Below are 21,907 nucleotides of genomic sequence, written 5' to 3'. Positions count from 1 at the left end.
CCTCACCAGTTGCGGAACCGGGCCGGCGGCGCATACAGGCCACCCGACCAGTGCACGAGATCCTTGATCGAGCGCGCGGCGAGCCAGCGGCGGTCGGCGTCGAGCGGATCGATGCCGAGATCCTCCGGGCGGCGGATCACGCCGCGCTCGCGCAGCCGCTCGACCATCCTGCGGTCGCGGCCGCGGCCGATTTCCGTATAGCCGGCCACGCCCCGGATCGCGTGCTCACGCTCGTCCTTGTCGCGGCACATCAGCAGGTTCGCGATCCCTTCCTCGGTGACGATGTGCGTGACGTCGTCGCCGTAGACCATGATCGGCGCGAGGTCGAGCTGCAGCTTGTCGGCGAGCTTCAGCGCGTCGAGCTTCTCGACGAACATCGGCACGTTCTTGTCGCCGAACGTCTCGCCGATCTGCACGACCAGCTTGCGGCCGCGCCTGAGCGCCGCCGGCGTGTCGGGGTCGGCTTCCGCACCGGCCTTCAGCCACGGCTCGCTCGGGTGGCGCCGGCCGCGCGCATCGCTGCCCATGTTCGGCGCGCCGCCGAAACCGGCGATCCGCTCGGCGGTAACCGTGGACGAATGGCCCGACAGGTCGATCTGCAGCGTCGAGCCGATGAACATGTCGCACGCATAGAGGCCGGCGGTCTGGCAGAACGCGCGGTTCGAGCGCAGCGACCCGTCGGAGCCCGTGAACCACACGTCGGAGCGCGCGCGGATATAGTCGTCCATCCCGACTTCGGAACCGAAGCAGTGGATCTGCTCGACCCAGCCCGATTCGATCGCGGGGATCAGCGTCGGGTGCGGATTGAGCGCCCAGTGCGTGCAGACCTTGCCCTTCAGCCCGAGCTTCGCGCCGTAGGTCGGCAGGAGCAGCTCGATCGCGGCCGTGTTGAAGCCGATCCCGTGGTTCAGGCGCTTGATCCCGTACGGTTCGTAGATGCCCTTGATCGCGAGCATCGCGGTCAGGATCTGCGTCTCGGTGATCGCGGCCGGGTCGCGCGTGAACAGCGGCTCGACGTAGAACGGCCGGCCGGCCTCGACGACGAAATGCACGCGGTCGCCGGGAATGTCGACGCGCGGCACCTTGTCGACGATGCGGTCGACCTGCGCGATCACGATGCCGTCCTTGAATGCGGTGGCTTCGACGACGGTCGGCGTGTCTTCCGTGTTCGGGCCGGTGTACAGGTTGCCGTCGGCGTCCGCGCTGACCGCGGCGATCAGCGCGACCTGCGGCGTGAGGTCGATGAAGTAGCGTGCGAACAGCTCGAGATACGTGTGCACCGCGCCGAGCGCGATCTTGCCGCCGAACAGCAGCTTCGCGATCCGCTGCGACTGCGGGCCCGAATACGCGAAGTCGAGACGCTTCGCGATCCCGCGCTCGAACACGTCGAGATGCTCGGGCAGCACGACGCCCGACTGCACCATGTGCAGGTCGTGGATCTTCGCGCTGTCGACGTCGGCGAGCGCCGTCGCGAGCAGGTCGGCCTGCTTCTGGTTGTCGCCTTCGAGGCAAACGCGGTCGCCGGGCCGCAGCACCGCTTCGAGCAACGCGACGGTGTCGCGCGCATCGACCCGCTTGCCGCGAGCGAAGGCCGCGCCGGCCGCGAGGCGTGCATCGCGCGCCTGCCGCGCGTGATTCCATCCCGTCATGAACAGTTCTCCCGCTTCGATGGTTCAGCGGCATTCTAAGCCGGGCGCCGCCGCCGATTGATGATGTTGACGCATGCGACTCAGAGGACGCCGCGATGGATGCGGCCCGCCGGGGCCCGCGCGCACCGGCTGCGCGCGCTGGGCCCCCGCGGGCCGCCCGACACGCAGGCGGCGGCTATGCGCCGACCAGCGCGCGCGTCGCGAAGAACAGCACCGACGGGCCGAGCAGGCAGCCGACGCCGGTATGGAACGTCGCGACCAGCGCGCCGTACGGCACGAGCCGGCGGTCGGTCGCGGCGAGGCCCGCGCTCACGCCGCTCACGGTGCCGGCGAGGCCGCCGAAGATCATCGCGGAGCGCGGGGTCTTGAGGCCCATGAAGTTGGCCGCGACCGGCGTGCCGACCATCACGATGATCGCCTTCACGAGCCCCGTCGCGATGCTGAGCGCGATCACGTCGGAGCTCGCACCGATCGCCGCGCCCGTGACGGGCCCGACGATGTAGGTGACGGCGCCCGCGCCGATGGTCGTCATGCTGACCGCATCGGTATAGCCGAACGCGCGTGCGACGCATGCGCCGACGATGAACGGCAGCACGGTGCCGAGCAGCAGCGACACGACGCCGACGAGGCCGGCCTTGCGCGCCTCGGTCGGCTGCACTTCGAACGCGGTCGCGACGATCGCGAAATCGCGCAGCATCGCGCCGCCCATCAGGCCGACGCCGGCGAACAGCGGCACGTCGGCGATCCCCTTCTGGCCGCCGGTGAACGCGCCGCCGACATACGCGAGCACAAGACCGATCACGATCGCGATCGCGGAGCCGTGTACGCGGCCGAATGTGAGCTTGCGCGACGCGATCGACGACAGCCACATGATCAGGCCGACCAGCGCGAACGACGCAACGAGCCCGTTATGGGCGACGGTTTTTTCGAGCATCTGCAGCATGGCGGTCTCCTTCACTGTTCGTCGAGTGCCGGCACGCCCGCGAAGGCCGTGTCGTCGCGCCCCATGCGCACGAGTACCGCAATGCAGCATGCGCAGATCGCGACCGCGCCGACGGCTGCGAGCAGGGCGACCGGCCCGCCCTTCAGCGCGGCGACGACGTTCTGGTTCGCGGCCATCGCGACGACGACCGGGATGTACATCGCGCCCCAGAAACCGACGCCCGCCTCGGTCTCCTTCGGCAGCCAGCCGCACCGGTGCAGCCACAGGCGCAGGCAGATCAGCAGCAGCATCGCGATGCCGACGCCGCCGACGTTGGTCTTCACGCCGATCGCGGCGCCCAGCAGGTCGCCGAGGAACAGTCCGGCCAGATGGCAGAACGCCAGCAGCGCGGTTCCGTAGATGATCATGAGTCGTCTCCAGTCTCTTCGTGACGGGCGCCTGACACCTGCGGGAGCCGGGCCCGCACGCCGATCCCGTGCGGACTGCCTGTCTCCTGCGGCGGTGCGCCGCGGCCCGGCGGCTCGTCGTGCGAGCGCGTTCTCGGGGGTCGATGGGATGATGCGGTTTCGGGCCGGACGCCGGATGGCTTAGACTGACCGATACAGCCGGCGGCGCGACACGGGCTACGCGTCCGGTGCGGCCCGCTTGCATGGGCCGCACCAGGGCGTGATCCGATACTAGCGCCGCAAAATCCGGCCATTTATGAAGTTGTCGAAACCGATTCAGTGGATTTAGCAATGCGTCCGTTACCGCCCGAGCTGCTGCGCAGCTTCGTCGCCGTCGCCCAGTCCGGCAGTTTCACCGCCGCGTCCGAGCGCGTGAGCCTGTCGCAGTCGACCGTCAGCCAGCACATCCGCCGCCTCGAGGAGCTGCTCGACCGGCCGCTGTTCGAGCGCGACACGCGCAACGTGCACCTGTCGCAGCACGGCGACGCGCTGTTCCGCTACGCGGTGCGCATCCTCGAACTGATGGACGAGGCCGTCACGTCGGTGTGCGGCCCGCCGCTGTCGGGCAAGGTGCGGCTCGCGATGTCGGAGGATTTCGCGTCCGCGCACCTGACGGCCGCGCTCGCGAGCTTCGTGCAGCGCAATCCGGACGTCGAGCTCGCGATCTCGACGGGGCTGTCGGGCGACCTGTTCGATGCGCTCGACGAAGGCCGCCACGATCTCGTGTTCGCCAAGCGCGTCGCGGGCAGCCGGCGCGGCCGCGTGATCCGCAGCGAACCGCTGTACTGGTGCACCGGCCCCGATTCGCGGATCACCGGTCACGAGGCCGTGCTGCCGCTCGCGATGCATCCGGAGCCGAGCGTGTCGCGCCGCCGCGTGCTCGAGTCGCTGGAGGCGGTGGGCCGCCCTTACCGGATCGCCGTCGTGAGCAGCAGCATCGCGGTGCTGCGCGCGGCCGCGAGCGCGGGGCTCGGCGTCAGCGCGTTCGCGGGCTACGTGATTCCGGCCGGGCTCGCGCGGCTCGACGCGGGACTGCCCGAACTCGGCGAACTCGAATACGTGATCGACCGGCCGGCGGCCGCTTCGCGCTCGACACTCGCGCTCGAAGCAACGCTGATCACGGCGGCGGCCGAACTGTAACGATCGTCTTCCATCGCGCATCACGCCGACGCCGCCCCGCCGCGGCGTTCGCGCGCAACTGACGGTCTTGCCCGGAACGCGTCAGCGTCCGCGCAGTACCCGCTCGCGACAATGGGACCCATCGGAACGCACGGCAGTGTGCCGCGCGTCCGCTGTCCCGTCCCCTTGATCGGAGCACACCATGAACGTCTTGCGATTCGCCGTCGCGACCGCCGCAGCCGCGCTGCTGTCCCCCGCCTTTGCGCAAACCGATGCCGCGGCGCCCGCACCGGGCCTGACGCGCGCGGAAGTCGTCGCCCAGTTGAAGCAGGCCTATCTCGACGGCGAACTGCCGACCAACGACGGCAACTATCCGCCGAATGCCGCGACGCGCGCACGCAACCGGGAACTGGTGCAGGCCGTGCAGCCCGCGTGGCTCGCGCAGACGCCACAGGCACCGCAAACGGCCACCCAGCAATAACCCTTTACGGCCCGGCCGAAACGCGCGGCGCGGACGCGCTCAGGGCAGGAAGCTGCGGCGCCGCGCGTCGATCAGCTCGACGAGCAGCCGGTCGCGCTCGGCCTCCAGTTCCTGCATCGAGCGCGCGCCCTGGATCGCGCGCAGTTCGTCGTTCAGCTTGCGATCGACGGCCGGATCGAACGACGGCGTGCCGAGGTCGTCCCACCACGTCGTGATCGGCCCCGACAGGTGTTCGAGGAAGTGCGCGATCCCGCCCGCGCCGCCGCCGAGGTGATAGGTCAGGCACTGCCCCATCAGCCCCCAGCGCAAACCCGGGCCCCACGCGACCGCCTTGTCCGCATCGGCGACGCTCACCACGCCTTCCCCCACGAGGTGATACACCTCGCGAAACAGCGCCGCCGCGAGCCGGTTCGCGACGTGGCCGGTCATTTCCTTGTTGAGCACGATCGTCTGCTTGCCGAGTGCGTCGTAGAAATCCTTCACGCGCGCGATCACGCCCGGGTCGGTCGCGTCGCCGCCGACCAGCTCGACGAGCGGAATCAGGTGCGGCGGGTTGAACGGATGCGCGATCAGGCAGCGTTCCGGATGCCGGTCGCACGCGGTCTGGATCTCGGACATCTTCAGGCCCGAGGAGCTCGACGCGATCGGCACGCGCGCGGGCAACACGTCGTCCATCTGCCGGTACAGCGCACGCTTCAGGTCGAGCCGCTCGGGACCGTTTTCCTGCACGAAATCGACGCCGTCGAGCGCGCGCACGAGATCCGCGTCGAACGACAGCCGCGCGGAAAATTCGGCGGCCCGCTCGCCAAGGAACGCAGCGAGCGCGTCGCGCAGCCGCGCGTCGGCCTGCGGCGCGGGATCGGTCGCGACGACGTCGAAGCCCTTCGACAGATAGAAAGCCGCCCAGCTCGCGCCGATCACGCCGGCCCCGACGATCGCGATGCGTTGAATGTCCATGTCCGTCCCGTCTCCGTGGTCTGTGGATAGCGCGACGATTGTCGCATCGATTCACTTCGTCTCGCGTTGATGCAGGTTGCGATGTCCCTCTTGAAGACAAAGCCCCGCCAGGCATGACACCTGGCGGGGCTTTGTTCAACGTGCGGCGCGGCGCGGTACGCGCGCGCCGTCGCACTCAATCGAAATCGAACAGGTCGAACACCGATTTCTTGCGACGCTGGCCTTCGTGTCGATAACGGTCGTCGTGTGAGCGCCCGTCGCGCCCCCAGCCATCGTCACGCCCGCGCTGCGCCTGCGCATCGTGCCGCGGCGGCGGCGCGTCGCGGCGTGCCGGCACATCGCCGGTTTCGCGTGCGATCAGCTTGTCGAGCTCGCCGCGATCGAGCCAGACGCCGCGGCACGTCGGACAGTAGTCGATCTCGATCGACTGGCGCTCGGCCATCAGCAGGTCGGGGGTCTTGCATACAGGACATTTCATCACGCTTCTCCTTGCATTGAGAATTCCGGATCGAGGGCAGGACGCGGCCCGCCCGCTTGCTCAGCGACCTTCGACCCGCGCCGCGCGCCTCGCCTTCGCACGCCGCGCCAGCATGTTCATGCCCTCGACGAACGCCGAGAACGCCATCGCCGCGTAGATATAACCCTTCGGCACGTGTGAGCCGAAGCCCTCCGCGATCAGCGTCATGCCGATCACGACGAGGAACGACAGCGCGAGCATCACGATCGTCGGGTTGCGATCGATGAAGCGTGCGAGCGGCTGCGCGGCGAACAGCATCACGCTCACCGCGACGATCACCGCGACGAACATGATCGGGACGTGCTCGGTCATGCCGATCGCGGTCACGATGCTGTCGATCGAGAACACGATGTCGAGCATCACGATCTGGCCGATCGCGGCCCACACCGTCAGGCCGGCCGCGCCGCCCGACACGCCCGCACCGTCGCCGTCATGCGACACGTGATGATGGATCTCGGTGGTCGCCTTCCACACCAGGAACAGGCCGCCCGACAGCAGGATCATGTCGCGCCACGAGAACGCGTGATCGAACAGCGTGAACACGGGTTCGGTGAGGCTTGCGATCCACGCGACGCTGCCGAGCAGCGCGAGGCGCATCACGAGCGCGAGCGCGATGCCGAGGCGCTGCGTGCGGGCGCGCTGCGCCTCGGGCAGCTTGTTGCTGAGGATCGAGATGAAGATCAGGTTGTCGATGCCGAGCACGACTTCCATCACGACGAGCGTCAGGAGCGCGGCCCAGACGGCGGGGTCGGCGGCAAGCGTCAGCAGGTAGTCCATGAAAAGGGCCGATTCGAATGGGGAAAGCCTGATGATAGGCGCCCCACGACTTCGAGAAAATCAGAGAGAATCTGATCTTTGGTTCGGTTTTTCCGAAATATTGATCCGATGCTGAATTTTCGACATCTGTACTATTTCTGGGTCGTCGTGAAGGAAGGCGGCTTCGCGCGCGCCGCCGAGCGGCTCGACATGGCCGTGCAGACGATCAGCGCGCAGGTGCGCGAACTGGAGAAGTCGCTCGGCCACCAGTTGCTGCGCCCGGCCGGGCGCGGCGTCGCGATGACCGATGCCGGCCAGGCCGCGTATGCGCGCGCGGAGGTCATCTTCGAGATGGGCCGGCTGATCCCCGACGAAGTGCGCGCGGCGGCCAGCCAGCCGACCGTGCGGCTCGCGGTCGGCCTCGCGGACGGGATTTCCAAGCTCGCCGCGCATGCGATCCTCGCGCCGGTGCTCGACACGCCCACGCTGCGGCTGTTGTGCCATGACGGCGAGCACGACACGCTGCTCGCGGAACTGGCGCTGCATCACCTCGATCTCGTGCTGGCCGGCCAGGGCGCGCCGTCGGGGTCGAATCTGCGCGTGACGAGCGAGCGGCTCGTCGCGTCGCCGGTCGACTGGTACGGGCCCGCGGCACTCGTCACGCCGGCGGCGCGGCAGCGCTTCCCGCACTGCCTCGCCGAGCTGCCGGTGCTGCTGCCGACCGCCCATTCGGCGCTGCGCGCACGCCTCGACCTCTGGCTGGAGCGGGAGCGGGTCGTGCCGCGCGTGGCCGGGGAATTCGAGGACAGCGCACTGATGGCCGTGTTCGCGGCACGCGGCCTCGGCGTGTTCCCGCTCAGCGAACTCGGCGCGAACGACGCGTCGCTGCTGCGCGGGCTGCGCCGGCTCGGCCGCGCCGGCGACGTGACCGAGGAGATCCACGCGATCCGCTCGCGGCGCGGCGAACACCATCCGCTGGCGTCGCAACTGTTCGCCGCCGCGCGGCCGACGCAGGCCGCCTGAAGCAAGCGCGACATCAAACGAAACTATAATGACGCCCCGGCCATACGAGATTGCCACGCGCATCGCACCGGCACCACCGTTGTGCGCCCTGCGCCCGCAGCCCCGCGCGGCATCTCGCCGAGCCTTTTGAAAGACGCCATGCACAACCGATTTCGCCTGTTTTCCGTTTCGTGCGCGCTCGCGGCCGCGACCGTGCTGGCGGCGTGCTCGTCGCCGCCCAAGCCGATCTATCAGCAGGAGCAGTTCGACGCGGCCAGCAGCCCGTATGCGCACACGTTCCGCTCGAAATCCGACGCGGCCTGCGAGGCCGCGCGCCGCGCGCTGCTGAGCCAGGGCTATGTCGTGTCGTCGTCGCGCAACGATGCGGTCGACGGCAGCAAGAATTTCCAGCCGAGCAACGACATGCACGTCGTGATCGAGTTTCACGTCGTGTGTGCGGACGCAAACGCGGACGGCACGTCGAGCATCGCGTACGTGAACGCGGTGCAGGACCGCTACACGCTGAAGAAGTCGAATACGTCGGCAAGCGTCGGGCTCAGCGTGTTCGGTTCGCTGTCGCTGCCGATCGGGTCGAGCGACGACGCGCTCGTGAAGACCGCGAGCGAGACGATTCCCGCCGGCGTGTTCTACGAGCGCTTCTTCAATCTCGTCGAGCATTTCCTGAAGATCGATCCGGCCCGTCGCGATCGCGCGACCGTCAAGGCGGCCGAGAAGGAACCGGTCGCGCCGCTGCCCGAACCCGCACCGACGCCGCAAGGCGAGCCGATGAAGATGACGACGCCCGTCGTGCCGACGCCGCCGGCCGCGCCGGTGCCGCTGTCGGTGCCGAGCGTCGCGCCGGCTTCGGGCACGTCGGTCGTGCCGGCCGTGCCCGCCGCGGCATCGGCCGTGGTCGCGCCGGGGGCGATGCGGGGTGTGGGGCCGGGTGTGGGGGCCGGTGGCGCTTCGGTGCCTGCTTCGGCTTCGGCCCCCGCCCCTGCGTCGACGCCCGCTTCGACGTCGACGCCTGCCGCATCGATGCCTGCAGTTGCCAGGCAGGCCGCCGCAACGCCGGCATCGGCCGCGCCTGCGGCATCCGCACCTGCGCCGTCGAACGCCGCGCCGACGTCGGCAGACACGACGCCGGTGCCTCCCGCTGCCGATCCCGTCGCCTCGTCCGCACCGACCGGTGCCAGCGCACCGTCCACGAACTGACCGCGCGGCCGACTCCGCGCGCCGTACGCCCATTGCGTGCGGCGCGCCACATGCCCTCCTCCCTGTCACGTCCGACGAGATGACCGCACACCGGCCCACCGGCTGCGCGTGCTCGCCATGACGTGACCGGCGATCGGGAACAGCCCGTCGCGACGGACAACGCCAATCCCGCTTTCACAAACGCCGGCGATCGTTCCCGCGCCGCCGTCACCCCGCCGTTACGTCTTCGCCAGCATCGCCTGCCGGCTGCGCCGCGTCCCGCGCGCAGGCGCGTTACCGCAACGTCGCGTTCAGCGTCTGCAACTGCTCGACCGTCGCCGTCACGCCGCCGCACACGATCACTGCGATGTCCGACGCCGAGGCAAGCACCGGCACCGACAGTTCGAGCGCGGCCAGCGCGGCGCCGCACGCCGGCTCGACGACGATCCGGTGCTCGTCCAGGAACCGCAGCGACGCAGCGACCGCCTGTGCATCCGACACCACGACCGGATGAATCGCATGCCGCGTCGCCCATTCGACCGCCGCGTCGCACGGCCGCTTCGCGCCCAGCGACGTCGCGATGCTCGTGATCGCAGGCAGTTCGACCGGGCGCCGCTGCGCGACCGAGCGCGCGTAACTGTCGGCGCCCTCCGTCTCGACCGCGACGACCGGCACGTCGTGCCAGCCGTTGCGCGCGAGCCCCTCGAGCACGCCGCACAGCAGCCCGCCGCCGCCGACCGCGAGCACCACCGCGTCGGGTTTCGGGCCGGTTGCCGCCATCTCGTCGATCATCGTCGCGTGCCCCTGCCACAGCACGGGGTCGTCGAACGGATGCACGAACGCATCCTGCGTGCCGACGGCCGACAGCGCGAACGCGTTCGCCTCGGCCCAGCTCGCGCCGTGCACGACCACCTCCGCGCCTTCGACACGGATCAGCTCGCGCGCGCGGGCCGACGCGGTTTCAGGCACGACGACGAGCACCGGCACACCGAGCTCACGACCGCAATACGCGACCGCGATGCCCGCATTGCCGCCCGACGACGACACGAACCGGCGCGCGCCGGCCGCATGCCGCGCTTCGCAAACCGCGCCGATGCCGCGCAACTTGAACGAGCCGGACGGCTGCAGCGCGTCGAGCTTCAGCCGGATGTTGGTACCGAGACGGCGCGACGCGATTTGCGAGCGGATATAGGGGGTCTGGATATGAAGCGGCATGGTGCGGGATACGGTCGGGACAAAGGGAACGCACGCGGCCTGTGAACAGGCCCGGCAACCGCGACCATCGTACGGCACGCCGGCCATGCTTTCCAATACCATCGAATGGCACTTGCTATGCTTGACAGGCATACCCAACGAATCGAAACCGGAGCCGACCGCGCATGCGTCAGATCGAACTGCGTCACCTGCGTTACTTCGTGGCAGTCGCGCAAGCCGGCAGCGTGATGGCCGGCGCCCGCGCGGCCGGGATCGTCCAGCCCGCGCTGTCGCGGCAGATCCGCGAGCTCGAGGACGCGATCGGCGCGCCGCTGCTGGTCCGCCGCGCGACGGGCGTCACGCTCACGGCGGCCGGCGCGAGTTTCCTGCAGGATGCGACCCGCCTGCTCGCGATGTTGCAGGAAAGCCGCGAGCGTGCGTTGCGCAGCGCGGCCGGCCAGCTCGGCGAGCTGCGGCTCGGCGCACTGCCGAACTGTCTGCCGCTGCCGGTCGTCGCGAACGTGCTCAAGGCGTTTCGCGATGCGTGTCCGGACGTGAAGCTGTCGATCGCACCGATGCTGTCGGCCGAGCAGGCGGCGGCGCTGATGCGCGGCCAGCTCGACGGCGGCATCATGGCGTGGCGCCGCGACGAGGCACCGCATCTGTCGGGCGTGCGGCTGCTGAGCGACCGCTTTGTACTGGCGATGCCCGCTCCGCCCGGCGGCCGCTTCCACGCGCCGCGCACGCTCGCCGACGTCGCGCACGAACCGTTCGTCTGGTTCGACGCGCAGCGCTCCGCCGCGCACCACCGCTTCCTGATGGCGCAGTGCGAACACGCCGGCTTCACGCCGCGCATCACGCAGGTCGGCAGCGACATCCCGACGCTGATCGGTCTCGTGGCGGCCGGCATGGGCTGCGCATTCGTACCGGAAAGCGCATCGCCGACATGCCCGCGCACCGTCCGGCTCGTCGCGCTCGACGAACTCGCGAGCCGCTTCGACATCGAGTTCGTGTTCGACGGGGCGGCGCCGCCTTCCCCCGTCGTCGCGAGGTTTCTCGACGCGGTGCGCGACGCAGCCGGCCACGCGGACTGACCGACCGCCCGGCGTGCACGAGCCGCGCGCCGGCGACGGATTGCGCAGCATCGCCCGGCAGCGGATTCGCCCCCTGCGCGGTCGCGTCGCATGGCAACCGGCTTCGCTGCCCGCGCACGCCAAACGGCCGCTCGAACGGACGAAAAAATCTTTCAAATCGATGACAACCGGCGCTACCGCGCCGGTATTTTTAAATTGGCACCAAAAACAGCCGCTTAACGTCATTTCGAATCGTTATGCGCCGAAATATACTGCGCCCCGCATCCAACCCTCGTGCCAAAGAGAGGATGCCTTTCTGCCCCGGTCACGGTCCCCCTGTGACCGGGGTTTTTTTTGGGCCGGGAGCCGCGCACGCACGACGCCCCGATCGCGCATTGTTGACATCAAATCAAGATAATTTCGCTCGAACGCGGCTTTTTCCGCAAAAGTCATGCAGGCACACTTCACGCTGTCCACAACGGCCCTGGTGCCGTTGCCCAACGCTTGCAGGAGCGCATCGCGTGAACGCCACGACCTCTTCCCCTTCCCGCCCGGGCGGCAGCGCCGCGCTGCCGCTGCTGGCGCTTGCCGCCGGCGCGTTCGGCATCGGCACGACCGAGTTCTCGCCGATGGGCCTCTTGCCCGTGATCGCCGACGGCGTGCACGTGTCGATTCCGCAGGCCGGCATGCTGATCAGCGCGTATGCGATCGGCGTGATGGCCGGCGCGCCGCTGATGACGCTGCTGCTCGCGCGCTGGTCGCGCAGATCGGCCCTGATCGCACTGATGTCGATCTTCACGATCGGCAACCTGCTGTCGGCCATCGCGCCCGACTACACGACGCTGCTGCTCGCTCGACTCGTCACGAGCCTCAACCACGGTGCGTTCTTCGGGCTCGGCTCGGTGGTCGCGGCCAGCCTCGTGCCGCGTGAAAAGCAGGCCAGCGCGGTTGCGACGATGTTCATGGGCCTCACGATCGCGAACGTCGGCGGCGTGCCGGCCGCGACCTGGCTCGGCCAGATGATCGGCTGGCGCATGTCGTTCGCGGCTACCGCGGCACTCGGCCTGATCGCGATCGCCGGCCTGTTCGCCGCGCTGCCGAAGGGCGAAGCCGGCAAGATGCCAAACCTGCGCGCCGAGCTGTCGGTGCTGACGCGCCCCGTCGTGCTCGGCGCGCTCGCGACCACGGTGCTCGGCGCCGGCGCGATGTTCACGCTGTACACGTACGTCGCGCCGACGCTCGAACACCTGACCGGTGCGACGCCCGGCTTCGTGACCGCGATGCTCGTGCTGATCGGCGTCGGCTTCTCGATCGGCAACATCGCCGGCGGCCGCCTCGCCGACCGCTCGCTCGACGGCACGCTGATCGGCTTCCTGGTGCTGCTGATCGTGACGATGGCCGCGTTTCCGGTGCTCGCCCGCACGCATGCCGGTGCCGCGGTCACGCTGCTGGCCTGGGGTGTCGCCACGTTCGCGGTGGTCCCGCCGCTGCAGATGCGCGTGATGCGTGCCGCGCACGAAGCGCCGGGCCTCGCGTCGGCGGTCAACATCGGCGCGTTCAACCTCGGCAACGCTGTCGGCGCGGCAGCCGGCGGCGCGGCGATCTCGGCCGGCTTCGGCTATGCAGCCGTGCCGCTCGTCGGCGGACTGATCGCCGCGGCAGGGCTCGCACTGGTCGCGCTGCAGGCGAACCAGCGCCGCCGCGCACCGGTCGCCGCGAACGGGTGAGCGCACGGCGATCCTCATGGTGTCGATATACGGCACCGGCATTGAAAAAACGCCTGCGCCGCACAGCCCGGCGCCCGATGCATCGTCAGAAGCGATGCACGATGCCGAGCTGCACGCCGCGCGCGTTCGCGCCCGGATACGCGAGCGGCAGGCCCGGATTCGCCGCGCCGGCGAGCGTGTAGCCGGCCTGGTTGCGGTTGCGCAGGTACGACAGCGCGCCATAGAAGCTCGTGCGCTTCGACAGGTCGTATTCGTACATCAGCCCGAACTGGTCCGCGTTGTCGCCTTGCGACGTCTGGTCGTGCAGGTATGCATAGCCGAGCGCGACATAGTTCGCCGGATTGAGCTGGTACTTGACCGACAGCCCGTACACGCGCGAATCGATCCCGAGATCGGCCCACTTCACCGCGGAGAAGCCGCCGTACACGGTCGCCTTGCCGATCTCGTACGATGCGCCGGCCATGATCGTGCGATCGGTCGTGGTCGCGGTCGCGTTCTTCAGCCACTGGCCCGCGACGAACGCCGCGAACGGTCCGTGCGAGTAGGTCACGTCGAACTGCTGGCTCGAGCCTGCCGAGCGCACGCCGCCCGCATCGCCGAACCCGACGTACAGCCCGGCCTGGAAGCCGGCGATCTCGGGGCTCTGGTACGACAGCGTATTGCTGGTGCGGAACTTGAACACGGTCAGGTTGTCCATGCCGGACGCCTGCGTGACGCCGCCGAACGCATCCTGCCCGCCCTGGTCGTTGAACAGCGGCGAATTCTGGCGGCCCGCGCGCACCGTGCCCCACTGCCCCGCGATGCCGACCCACGCCTGCCGATTGAACATGCTGCCCGAGCTCGCCAGCGAACCGTCGTTCGGATTAAAGCCGTTCTCGAGTGCGAACTCGATCTTCTGGCCGCCGCCGATGTCCTCGCCGCCCTTCATCCCGAAGCGGCTACCCCGTTGGCCGCTCGAGCCGATCGCCGCCGTATAGCCGTTGCCGGTATTCACGTACTGCGCGAATTCGTCGATCACGCCGTACAGCGTGACGCCGTCCTGCGCGAGCGCGGCGCCCGACCCACCCAGGCATGCGGCCGCGACGGCCATGCGAAGACCGGCATGCGCCGATCGCGCCCGGGAACGATTGCCTCGTGCGTTCATTTGCTTAGTCATACTATTCAATGAAATGAGAATGGAACGATGCCGGGCACGGTGGTCTGCCATGCCGGCATCGCGGGAAACGAAGGTGAGGTGCAGCGCGGCTGCCGGTCGCGCCGGATTCGGCGCGGCGGGCCGCTCAGGCCGGCTGGAGGCCGGCCCGTCGGGCGACGCGATGCGTCAGTGGTGAACCTCGCCGCGCTCGAGCGGCAGGATCAGGCGCTCGGGGATGCTGCGTCGCGACGCACGCGCGCCGACGTAGTACAGCGCGGCCGGCACGACGAGGCCGAGGATCCACGAGATGTCGGTGCCGCCGAGTGCGTCGACGAGCGCGCCCGTGTAGATGTGCGTCGACATGAATGGCAGCTGCACCAGGATGCCGACGACGTAGATCGTGATCGCCATCACGTTCCAGCGGCCGTAGCGGCCATCCGGATCGGACAGCGCCGGCACGTCGTAGCGCGAGCGCGTGAAGCAGTAGTAATCGACCAGGTTGATCGCGCTCCACGGCGTGAAGAACGCGAGCAGGAACAGGATGAACGCGGTGAATTCCTTCAGGAACGAATGGCGGCCGGCAAGCGCGATCAGCGTCGATACGCAGATCATCCCGAAGATGTAGACGAGGCGGCTGCGCGACGACACCGCGCCCTTGCCGCGGAAACCGCTGACGATCGTCGCCATCGACATGAAGCTGCCATATGCGTTGAGCGCGGTCACCGTCACCTTGCCGAACGCGATGCTGAAGTACAGCAGGGAGGCGACAGCGCCCGTCGAGCCGAGGCCGACGATGTACGACACCTCGTGGTGCGCGAACTGGCTGCCGGCCAGCGCGGCCGCGAACACGCCGAACACCATCGCGGCCTGCGCGCCGATCACCGAGCCGAGGCCGACCGCGAGGAACGTGGCGACCGACGACGTCGAGCGCGGCAGGTAGCGCGAATAGTCGGCGACATACGGGCCGAACGCGATCTGCCACGATGCGGACAGCGACATCGACAGCAGGAAGCTCGCGAGCGAGAAGTGCTTGTTCGAGAGCAGCGCGCCGACGTCGTGGTTCGCGAACAGCTGCGCGAACATGTAGACGAACGCGACGATCCCGATCACGCTCGCGATCCGGCCGACGAAGTGGATCGCGCGATAGCCGAACACCGTCAGCACGACGATCACGGCCGCGAACAGCAGGATGCCGGCCGCGTCGTCGACGTGCAGCAGTTGCGCGACGGCCTGCCCGGCGAGCACCGAGCCGCTGGCGGAGAAGCCGATGTACATCAGGCACACGAGCACGATCGGGATCATCGCGCCGTAGACGCCGAACTGCACGCGGCTCGAGATCATCTGCGGCAATCCGAGCTGCGGCCCCTGCGCGCCGTGCAGCGCCATCACCGCGCCGCCGACCAGCTGGCCGAGCAACAGCGCGAGCAGCGACCAGAACACGTCGCCGCCGAGCACGACCGCCAGCGCGCCCGTGACGATGGCCGTGATCTGCATGTTCGCCGACAGCCACAGCGTGAACTGGCTCAGCAGGCCGCCGTGGCGTTCGGCATCTGGAATGAAGTCGATCGAGCGTACCTCGATCAGACCGCCGGCTTTTCCACTGGGATTCGTTGACACGGGACAATCTCCAAGATACTGAGGATCACAAATGGTTTTGACGAGACAGGAAACGTGCCGAGCCGCCCTTTCGGCTCGTCGGGTGCGGTGCGCCGTGGATCGCCGGCATGCGCCACGCACGCACGGTCTGCACGCGGACGCGCAACCGGCACGACGTATGCCGACATTGCCAGCGGATGATCTTGTATATACAACTTTGGTGATATCGGTGATTACCCGGTGTCCGGCAATTTTAGAAATCGTCCGAGAAAACGGGACACGTCCGACCTGCGGAGTCGCCGGTTGCGTGTGAAAAATGAAGGCTCAGGTGCCGGCGGGCAGTTCCTGATCGGGCGCGGCGACCATGTCGCCGGCAGAAAGGAGCGTCAGCATGCGCCGCGCAACCTCGACATCGCGTGCGTGCAGCCATTCGTCGTAGTCGTCGCGACGCAGGATCACGACGCCCCGCTTCTCGTCGCCGGGTCGATGCATTCGCGCGAACACGGTGTGATCCTCGGCATTGACCGTGAGCATCGTCATGCCGATCCGCTCGCGGCCGTCGGCGGCTTCGTAGCGCCGCCAGATGCCGGCGACGCAGCACGGTTGCCAGCCGTCGACGCCGATCCGGTGCCACACGTTGCGGCCCGTCTCGTAGCACGGCTCGACAATCCAGCGCACCGGAATCAGGCAGCGCTGGCCGTTGCGCCATGCGTTGCCGTAGAGCCGCGACGAACCGACCGTCTCCGCGCGCGCGTTCACCGTATCGAGCTTCTTTCGTTTGCGGCCGTTCTCGTCGAGGCGCTCGGGCTGCATGAACTTCGGCCAGAAGCCGAACACCGCGCGGACGACCGCAAGGCCGTCGCCGTCGGCACGCGCGATGGGCGCCGCGTAATCGGGATACACGTCGGGTGCCCAGGGATCGCGGCGAAACAGGTCGCCGATGCCTATCTTCAGCTCGCTGATGCCCGGGTCTTCATCGGGGGCGCGGTAGTGGGTGCACACGATTCGTGCTGACGTTGGACGCGATGTCTTCATCGTAGGTCAGCACGCGCGCCACGTTCACGCTATCGCCTGGTCTGACGAAACAGTCTTACGCTCGTCGGGAACGGCGCGACGCATACAGGCAGATGAGTTCGAGCGCGATCGTCGCGCCGGCCAGCGACGTGATTTCCGCGTGGTCATACGGCGGCGACACCTCGACCACGTCCATCCCGACCAGGTTGATGCCGTTCAGGTGGCGCAGGATCTCGAGCGCCTGATGGCTCGACAATCCGCCCGAGACCGGCGTGCCGGTGCCCGGCGCAAACGCCGGATCGAGACAGTCGATGTCGAACGTCAGGTACACGGGATGATCGCCGACGCGTTCGCGAATCCGCGCGGCGACCGCCGCGGGCGTCGACGCGTGCACGCTGCGCGCATCCTGGATCTCGAATCCCATCAGCTCGTCGTTGGTCGTACGAATCCCGATCTGCGCCGATCGCTCGGGCACGACCCACCCTTCCCGCGCCGCGTGATAGAACATCGTGCCGTGATCGATGCGCTTCACGTCGCGATCGGGCCACGTATCGGTGTGCGCATCGAAATGCACGAGCGACAGCGGCCCGTGCACCTTCGCGTGCGCCTTCAGCAGCGGATACGTGATGAAGTGGTCACCGCCGAGCGTCAGCATCGCGCAGCCGCGCCCGAGGATCGCATCCGCATGCCGCTCGATCGCGCCCGGCACCGACTCCGGCTGCCCGAGATCGAACGCGCAATCGCCGTAGTCGACTGCGGCCAGCACGTCGAACGGGTCGAAGGTCCACGGCCACGGACGTTCCCACGCGATGCCGGTCGACGCGACCCGCAGCCCGCGCGGGCCGAAGCGCGTACCCGGCCGGTGCGACGCGGCCGCATCGAACGGCACGCCGGTGATCGCGAGATCGACGCCTTCGAGATCGCGGCTGAAGCGCCGGCGCATGAAGCTCGTCGCACCGGCGAAGGTCGGTTCGGCCTGCGTGCCGTAAAGGCTGTCGCGCGTGAACGCGAGATCGTTCTGGCTCATCGTCGGATTCCTGTCTGATGGGGACACCGGTCGCGCGACCGGCGACCTCGTGCCCGATTCTGCCGCGCCGCCATCCAACGGAAAATATGAACTAACATAAGCTGACTTCACGAAACGCGACGTATCGCCATGCTGACCCGCTTGAGAGACATGGATGTGCAACTGCTGCGGCTCTTCGTCACGATCGTCGAGAGCGGCGGCTTCAGCGCGGCCCAAGGTACGCTCGGGATGGCGCCGTCGACGATCAGCACGCAGATGGCCAAGCTCGAGACGCGTGTCGGCTTCCGGCTGTGCGAACGCGGCAAGAGCGGCTTCCGGCTCACGGCGAAGGGCGAACGCGTGCTGCAGTCGACGCGGCGCCTGCTGCAGGCAATGGACGCCTTCACGCGCGATACGCAGCACGTGTCGGGCACGCTGCTCGGCGAGCTGCGCATCGGTTTGTCCGAGCGGCTCGCACCGGACATCGTCGAAGCGATCGCGACAGCCGTCGGCCGCTTTCGCACGCAGGCGCCGGACGTGCTGATCGAAATGCTCGCGGTCGCGCCCGACGAGCTCGAGCGCAAATTGCTGAAAGGCGAGCTGCAGCTCGCAGTCGGCTATTTCTCCGGGCACCAGGCTGGCCTCACCTACGCGCCGCTGTTCGTCGAGCAGCAGTCGCTCTATTGCGGCGCCCGGCATCCGCTGGCCGAGAAAAGGACCGTATCGGTCAACGACGTCGCACGCGTGAGCAACGTCGCGCGGCGCTACAAGACCCACACTCCCGGCTCGACGCTGCGCAACGCGCAGCCGACTGCGTTCTCGGAGAACGTCGAGGCCGACGTGATCTTCATCCTGTCCGGCGCGCATGTCGGTTTCCTGCCCGACCATGTCGCGGCGCCGTGGGTTGCGGCCGGCAAGATGCGCAGGCTGCTCGCGAGCAAGCTGAGCCACACGGTCGAATTCCAGCTCGCGACGCCGCGCAACAGCGACGGCGGCGAAGCGCGCGATGCGTTCTGCGATGCGCTCGCGGAACAGTTCGGCCCGCTTGACGGCTGCGTGCGCGAATAGCCGGCGCGAGCGTCCGTTCGTTCATGCGTGCCGGCCATCTGCGTCGGCGGCACGTCGCCCGTTCCGGCTCAGGCGAGCCGTTCCGATCCGATCACATGCACGCCCGGGCGTGCGTCGAGCGCGGCGTCGAGCAGCGCGCGGGCAATGCGCGACGCGGGATTCACGCGCCACTTCGGCGGCAGCAGCGGCCCGGCGATACCCAGCGCACGCACCAGCATCCGTTCGCCGAACCTGAACTCGTCGCGGCTGCCGCCGATCAGGCCCGGCCGCACGCAGGTGAGCGATGCGAACCCGATGCCCGCGAGCGCACGCTCGACCTCGCCCTTCACGCGGTTGTAGAAGATGCGCGACGCCGGGTCCGCGCCGAGCGCGGAATTCAGCACGCAGGCCGGCGTGCCGGACCGGTGCGCGAGACGCGCGACGGCCAGCGGATAGTCGTGATCGACGCGACGGAACGCGGCTCGCGAGCCCGCGACCCGCATCGTGGTGCCGAGCGTGCAGATCACCGCGTCGGCCTGCCACCAGTCGGCTGCCTCGGGCAGGTGATCGAAGTCGACCACCAGCGCGCGCATCTTCGGATGCGGCGGCAACGGCCGGCGCGCGAGCACGACGACCTGGTCGACCCGCGCATCGGCCAGCGCGGCTTCGAGGACGTTGCGCCCGACGAGTCCGGTCGCGCCGACGAGCAACAGTTTCATGTCGGGTTGTTCCGTGTGAGGCCGGCCTCGGCTGGTCGTGAGCGACAGCAGCGCGCGCCGCCGTCGGCATGTCACGCCGCCGTGATCCCAACCGGGCGCGGCCAGCGAATCAGGGTGGAATCGACACGATGAACGGTTCGCGCGGAAGGGTCAACAGCAACCCGCAGCCCGCCCGCTATGAGCCCGATCCCGCCTGCCGCGACACGCTCGGCGCAACACCGGTCCACCGCTTGTATGCCTGCGAGAACGACGACATGTCGCTGAACCCCAGCGCCTCCGCGATTTCCTTGATCGACAGCCGCCCTTCGGCGATCAGCGTCTGCGCGCGCGTCTTGCGCACCGCATTCGAGATGTCGCGGAAGCGCACGCCCTCGTCCTGCAGCCGGCGCTTCAGGGTGCGCTCGCTCATGTTCAGCAGCGTCGCGATGTCCTGCAGCCGCGGCGGGCGGTCGAACGGACGCGTGGCAAGGTACTCGTTCAGGAACGCCACGAGATCGACCCGCGTGCGCCGGCGCGAGACCAGCTCCGCACACATGCGCTCGCACATCGCGGCGGTCGCGGCGTTGGCCTGCGGCAACGGCCGTTCGAGATGCGCATGCAAGAACGTGATCGTATTGGCCGGCCGACCGTACCGGACCCGCGTGCCGAGTACCTGCCGGCCGCCCGGCTGCTTGTCGTACGCAAGATCGAACGTCGCGAGTTCGAACGCGTCGCCGATCACGTCGCGCAGCACGCGGCAGGTCGCGCCCATCGCGCGCTCGACGAAGAAGCGCTGCAGCGGCGCGGACAGCGCCGGTGCCGCGTCGAATACGATCGCGTCGTGCCGCCCGGCGCGACGGTACGTCATCCCGACGAACGTATAGGTCAGCGCCAGATAGCGGCCCGCCAGCGCGACGGCGTCCATCCCGGTCGCGCTGCTCAGCAGCCCGTACCCGAGCAGCCCGTATGCCGACAGCTGGTACGACAGGCCGACCGTCAGGCCGACGCCCGGCGCGTCGCCGGTCAGCGCGAGCAGGTTCGACGCGACGGTCAGCTCCTGCGCGGCCTGCACGGTGAAGTCCGGATCGGCGAGCTGCTTCAGCGTGAGTTGCGAGCCCTTCAGCAAGGCCGCCGGCGCGATCCCGCGCTCGCGCCCGAACGCGATCATCAGCAGGACGGAAGCCGGGCTGCGGGCAAGGTTCCAGACGTTCATCGGGCACCTCGTGACGTGTGTTGGCCTAGATTCTAAAGTGGTTGGCCCACGCCAGCATGGCCGGCGACCGGTCGCCGGATCATGATGGGACCCATCGCAACCCGCCCTTTCGGGCAATCGACCGGAGTCCGCGCCATGTCCAGGACCTATGCAGACCAGCCCGCCTGGCGCGCCATGCAGGCGTTCCTGCCGCCCGATTTCCAGTGGACGGCCGAGCGCGAGCCGCATGAAGAATGGTGGCGCTGGAACGGTCATCGCCTCCACCTCGACACGTATCGCAATCCCGAGGCCAAAGTGAAGGCGATCCTGTTCCATGGCGTCGGCACCAACGGGCGGCAGATGTCGATGATCGTCGGCGAGCAGCTCGCGCGGCGCGGCTACGAGACGATCGCCGTCGACATGCCCGAATACGGGTTGACCGAAGTGGCACGCGGCGCGCTCGTGCGCTACGACGACTGGGTGCGCGCCGGCAGCGATTTGATCGACGCGGAGCGCGCGAAGGACGATCGCCCGGTCGTGCTCTACGGACTGAGCGCGGGCGGCATGCTGACCTATCATGTGGCCGCGTTGAACGGCAGGGTCGACGGCATCGTCGGCATGACGTTCCTCGATCAGCGTCTTCAACAGGTGCGCGACGAAACCGCACGCAACCTGTTCATGAGCCGCGTCGGCGGCCCGATGACGCACTTCACCGCGAAGACGCCACTGCGCGCGATGCGCATCCCGATGTCGCTCGCGAGCAAGATGCACGCGCTCGTCAACCGCGACGACGCGCTGAAGGTGTGGCTGTCCGATCGCACCTCGGCCGGCAACGCGATGACGATGGCCTTTCTCGACTCGTACATGGCGTATCGGCCGGCGCTCGAGCCGGAGGATTTCCGCGTCTGCCCGGTCCTGCTCACGCAGCCGGCCGCGGACCGCTGGACGCCGCGCCACCTGAGCGAGCCGTTCCTCGCGCGCATTCGCGACGTGCCGGTCAAGGTCGTGATGCTCGAGAACGCCGGCCACTATCCGCTCGAACAGCCGGGGCTTGCGCAGATGGTGGACGCGATCGATGCGTTCTACCGCGACGTGACGGCGCGGCCCGCCCGGGCACCGGCACTTTCATGAGCAGAACGAACTGCGCCTGCTGACGGCGCA

General features: G+C 68.7%; 21 protein-coding genes. 8 read left to right on the top strand and 13 right to left on the bottom strand.

Features of this window, described 5'->3' with window-relative positions; genetic code table 11:
• Positions 1 to 2: 2 nt before the first annotated feature.
• The 3 genes from mdcA to madL all read right to left on the bottom strand — a co-directional run bounded on the left by mdcA (position 3) and on the right by madL (position 2,999).
• Positions 3 to 1,649 carry a malonate decarboxylase subunit alpha gene (mdcA, locus tag DIE21_RS21245; RefSeq protein ID WP_124499569.1) on the bottom strand — a complete coding sequence of 549 codons (1,647 nt, stop codon included), beginning with the start codon at positions 1,647 to 1,649 and terminating at the stop codon, positions 3 to 5.
• A gap of 175 nt (positions 1,650 to 1,824) precedes the next feature.
• On the bottom strand, positions 1,825 to 2,592 hold the full coding sequence (gene madM, locus DIE21_RS21240; RefSeq protein WP_124499568.1) for a malonate transporter subunit MadM: 768 nt from the start codon (positions 2,590 to 2,592) through the stop codon (positions 1,825 to 1,827).
• An 11-nt stretch (positions 2,593 to 2,603) separates the two neighbouring features.
• Positions 2,604 to 2,999 carry a malonate transporter subunit MadL gene (gene madL / locus DIE21_RS21235; RefSeq protein ID WP_124499567.1) on the bottom strand — a complete coding sequence of 132 codons (396 nt, stop codon included), beginning with the start codon at positions 2,997 to 2,999 and terminating at the stop codon, positions 2,604 to 2,606.
• Positions 3,000 to 3,329: 330 nt separating this feature from the next.
• Here madL and DIE21_RS21230 point away from each other — a divergent pair, with 330 nt between their 5' ends.
• Positions 3,330 to 4,178, top strand: a complete 849-nt coding sequence (locus tag DIE21_RS21230; protein WP_006754565.1) for a LysR substrate-binding domain-containing protein — start codon at positions 3,330 to 3,332, stop codon at positions 4,176 to 4,178.
• 181 nt (positions 4,179 to 4,359) lie between these two features.
• Complete coding sequence (locus tag DIE21_RS21225) at positions 4,360 to 4,638, top strand: DUF4148 domain-containing protein (RefSeq protein ID WP_124499566.1); 279 nt, start codon at positions 4,360 to 4,362, stop codon at positions 4,636 to 4,638.
• A 39-nt stretch (positions 4,639 to 4,677) separates the two neighbouring features.
• On the opposite strand, the gene DIE21_RS21220 is transcribed toward DIE21_RS21225, so the two are convergent.
• The 3 genes from DIE21_RS21220 to DIE21_RS21210 all read right to left on the bottom strand — a co-directional run bounded on the left by DIE21_RS21220 (position 4,678) and on the right by DIE21_RS21210 (position 6,889).
• The gene (locus DIE21_RS21220; protein ID WP_124499565.1) at positions 4,678 to 5,595 is read right to left on the bottom strand and encodes a 3-hydroxyacyl-CoA dehydrogenase NAD-binding domain-containing protein; all 918 of its coding nucleotides are present in this window, start codon (positions 5,593 to 5,595) and stop codon (positions 4,678 to 4,680) included.
• 175 nt (positions 5,596 to 5,770) lie between these two features.
• A complete protein-coding gene (locus tag DIE21_RS21215; RefSeq protein WP_124499564.1) occupies positions 5,771 to 6,073 on the bottom strand; it encodes a zf-TFIIB domain-containing protein in 303 nt (100 codons plus the stop codon).
• 60 nt (positions 6,074 to 6,133) lie between these two features.
• The gene (locus DIE21_RS21210; RefSeq protein ID WP_124499563.1) at positions 6,134 to 6,889 is read right to left on the bottom strand and encodes a TerC family protein; all 756 of its coding nucleotides are present in this window, start codon (positions 6,887 to 6,889) and stop codon (positions 6,134 to 6,136) included.
• Positions 6,890 to 6,997: 108 nt separating this feature from the next.
• Here DIE21_RS21210 and DIE21_RS21205 point away from each other — a divergent pair, with 108 nt between their 5' ends.
• Positions 6,998 to 7,891: a LysR family transcriptional regulator gene (locus tag DIE21_RS21205; RefSeq protein WP_124499562.1), complete on the top strand. Its 894-nt coding sequence runs from the start codon at positions 6,998 to 7,000 to the stop codon at positions 7,889 to 7,891.
• 138 nt (positions 7,892 to 8,029) lie between these two features.
• The gene (locus DIE21_RS21200) at positions 8,030 to 9,085 is read left to right on the top strand and encodes a DUF2242 domain-containing protein (protein ID WP_124499561.1); all 1,056 of its coding nucleotides are present in this window, start codon (positions 8,030 to 8,032) and stop codon (positions 9,083 to 9,085) included.
• A gap of 273 nt (positions 9,086 to 9,358) precedes the next feature.
• Here DIE21_RS21200 and DIE21_RS21195 read toward each other — a convergent pair whose 3' ends face one another.
• Positions 9,359 to 10,279 (bottom strand): pyridoxal-phosphate dependent enzyme, encoded by a 921-nt coding sequence (locus DIE21_RS21195; RefSeq protein WP_124499560.1) that lies wholly within the window; start codon positions 10,277 to 10,279, stop codon positions 9,359 to 9,361.
• 164 nt (positions 10,280 to 10,443) lie between these two features.
• Here DIE21_RS21195 and DIE21_RS21190 point away from each other — a divergent pair, with 164 nt between their 5' ends.
• Both DIE21_RS21190 and DIE21_RS21185 read left to right on the top strand, forming a co-directional pair.
• Positions 10,444 to 11,352: a LysR family transcriptional regulator gene (locus DIE21_RS21190; protein ID WP_124499559.1), complete on the top strand. Its 909-nt coding sequence runs from the start codon at positions 10,444 to 10,446 to the stop codon at positions 11,350 to 11,352.
• Between the two features lie 500 nt (positions 11,353 to 11,852).
• A complete protein-coding gene (locus tag DIE21_RS21185) occupies positions 11,853 to 13,058 on the top strand; it encodes an MFS transporter (protein WP_124499558.1) in 1,206 nt (401 codons plus the stop codon).
• 85 nt (positions 13,059 to 13,143) lie between these two features.
• Here DIE21_RS21185 and DIE21_RS21180 read toward each other — a convergent pair whose 3' ends face one another.
• From DIE21_RS21180 to speB, 4 genes are all read right to left on the bottom strand, one after another.
• The gene (locus DIE21_RS21180) at positions 13,144 to 14,214 is read right to left on the bottom strand and encodes a porin (RefSeq protein WP_124499557.1); all 1,071 of its coding nucleotides are present in this window, start codon (positions 14,212 to 14,214) and stop codon (positions 13,144 to 13,146) included.
• Between the two features lie 165 nt (positions 14,215 to 14,379).
• Complete coding sequence (locus tag DIE21_RS21175) at positions 14,380 to 15,810, bottom strand: cytosine permease (RefSeq protein WP_124499556.1); 1,431 nt, start codon at positions 15,808 to 15,810, stop codon at positions 14,380 to 14,382.
• Positions 15,811 to 16,113: 303 nt separating this feature from the next.
• Complete coding sequence (locus DIE21_RS21165) at positions 16,114 to 16,791, bottom strand: SOS response-associated peptidase family protein (protein ID WP_124499555.1); 678 nt, start codon at positions 16,789 to 16,791, stop codon at positions 16,114 to 16,116.
• An 88-nt stretch (positions 16,792 to 16,879) separates the two neighbouring features.
• A complete protein-coding gene (gene speB / locus DIE21_RS21160) occupies positions 16,880 to 17,830 on the bottom strand; it encodes an agmatinase (protein ID WP_124499554.1) in 951 nt (316 codons plus the stop codon).
• 129 nt (positions 17,831 to 17,959) lie between these two features.
• Here speB and DIE21_RS21155 point away from each other — a divergent pair, with 129 nt between their 5' ends.
• The gene (locus tag DIE21_RS21155) at positions 17,960 to 18,877 is read left to right on the top strand and encodes a LysR family transcriptional regulator (RefSeq protein WP_124499553.1); all 918 of its coding nucleotides are present in this window, start codon (positions 17,960 to 17,962) and stop codon (positions 18,875 to 18,877) included.
• A gap of 68 nt (positions 18,878 to 18,945) precedes the next feature.
• On the opposite strand, the gene DIE21_RS21150 is transcribed toward DIE21_RS21155, so the two are convergent.
• Both DIE21_RS21150 and DIE21_RS21145 read right to left on the bottom strand, forming a co-directional pair.
• Positions 18,946 to 19,575 carry an NAD-dependent dehydratase gene (locus tag DIE21_RS21150; protein WP_124499552.1) on the bottom strand — a complete coding sequence of 210 codons (630 nt, stop codon included), beginning with the start codon at positions 19,573 to 19,575 and terminating at the stop codon, positions 18,946 to 18,948.
• A 175-nt stretch (positions 19,576 to 19,750) separates the two neighbouring features.
• Positions 19,751 to 20,767 carry an AraC family transcriptional regulator gene (locus tag DIE21_RS21145; RefSeq protein WP_124499551.1) on the bottom strand — a complete coding sequence of 339 codons (1,017 nt, stop codon included), beginning with the start codon at positions 20,765 to 20,767 and terminating at the stop codon, positions 19,751 to 19,753.
• Between the two features lie 135 nt (positions 20,768 to 20,902).
• On the opposite strand from DIE21_RS21145, the gene DIE21_RS21140 reads away from it, so the two are divergent.
• A complete protein-coding gene (locus DIE21_RS21140; RefSeq protein ID WP_124499550.1) occupies positions 20,903 to 21,877 on the top strand; it encodes an alpha/beta hydrolase in 975 nt (324 codons plus the stop codon).
• The last annotated feature ends 30 nt before the right edge of the window (positions 21,878 to 21,907 follow it).

The organism is Burkholderia sp. Bp9140, from assembly GCF_003853425.1.
In the GTDB taxonomy this organism is placed as follows: Bacteria; Pseudomonadota; Gammaproteobacteria; order Burkholderiales; family Burkholderiaceae; genus Burkholderia.
The sequence above is the reverse complement of the archived record's forward strand: the minus strand, read 5'-3'. Positions and strand labels throughout refer to the sequence as shown.

Bases quoted from the DNA above. Each gene is read 5' to 3' on its own strand.
- mdcA (WP_124499569.1), bottom strand. From the start codon at position 1,649: ATGACGGGATGGAATCACGCGCGGCAGGCGCGCGATGCACGCCTCGCG.
- madM (WP_124499568.1), bottom strand. From the start codon at position 2,592: ATGCTGCAGATGCTCGAAAAAACCGTCGCCCATAACGGGCTCGTTGCG.
- madL (WP_124499567.1), bottom strand. From the start codon at position 2,999: ATGATCATCTACGGAACCGCGCTGCTGGCGTTCTGCCATCTGGCCGGA.
- DIE21_RS21230 (WP_006754565.1), top strand. From the start codon at position 3,330: ATGCGTCCGTTACCGCCCGAGCTGCTGCGCAGCTTCGTCGCCGTCGCC.
- DIE21_RS21225 (WP_124499566.1), top strand. From the start codon at position 4,360: ATGAACGTCTTGCGATTCGCCGTCGCGACCGCCGCAGCCGCGCTGCTG.
- DIE21_RS21220 (WP_124499565.1), bottom strand. From the start codon at position 5,595: ATGGACATTCAACGCATCGCGATCGTCGGGGCCGGCGTGATCGGCGCG.
- DIE21_RS21215 (WP_124499564.1), bottom strand. From the start codon at position 6,073: ATGAAATGTCCTGTATGCAAGACCCCCGACCTGCTGATGGCCGAGCGC.
- DIE21_RS21210 (WP_124499563.1), bottom strand. From the start codon at position 6,889: ATGGACTACCTGCTGACGCTTGCCGCCGACCCCGCCGTCTGGGCCGCG.
- DIE21_RS21205 (WP_124499562.1), top strand. From the start codon at position 6,998: ATGCTGAATTTTCGACATCTGTACTATTTCTGGGTCGTCGTGAAGGAA.
- DIE21_RS21200 (WP_124499561.1), top strand. From the start codon at position 8,030: ATGCACAACCGATTTCGCCTGTTTTCCGTTTCGTGCGCGCTCGCGGCC.
- DIE21_RS21195 (WP_124499560.1), bottom strand. From the start codon at position 10,279: ATGCCGCTTCATATCCAGACCCCCTATATCCGCTCGCAAATCGCGTCG.
- DIE21_RS21190 (WP_124499559.1), top strand. From the start codon at position 10,444: ATGCGTCAGATCGAACTGCGTCACCTGCGTTACTTCGTGGCAGTCGCG.
- DIE21_RS21180 (WP_124499557.1), bottom strand. From the start codon at position 14,214: ATGACTAAGCAAATGAACGCACGAGGCAATCGTTCCCGGGCGCGATCG.
- speB (WP_124499554.1), bottom strand. From the start codon at position 17,830: ATGAGCCAGAACGATCTCGCGTTCACGCGCGACAGCCTTTACGGCACG.
- DIE21_RS21155 (WP_124499553.1), top strand. From the start codon at position 17,960: ATGCTGACCCGCTTGAGAGACATGGATGTGCAACTGCTGCGGCTCTTC.
- DIE21_RS21150 (WP_124499552.1), bottom strand. From the start codon at position 19,575: ATGAAACTGTTGCTCGTCGGCGCGACCGGACTCGTCGGGCGCAACGTC.
- DIE21_RS21145 (WP_124499551.1), bottom strand. From the start codon at position 20,767: ATGAACGTCTGGAACCTTGCCCGCAGCCCGGCTTCCGTCCTGCTGATG.
- DIE21_RS21140 (WP_124499550.1), top strand. From the start codon at position 20,903: ATGTCCAGGACCTATGCAGACCAGCCCGCCTGGCGCGCCATGCAGGCG.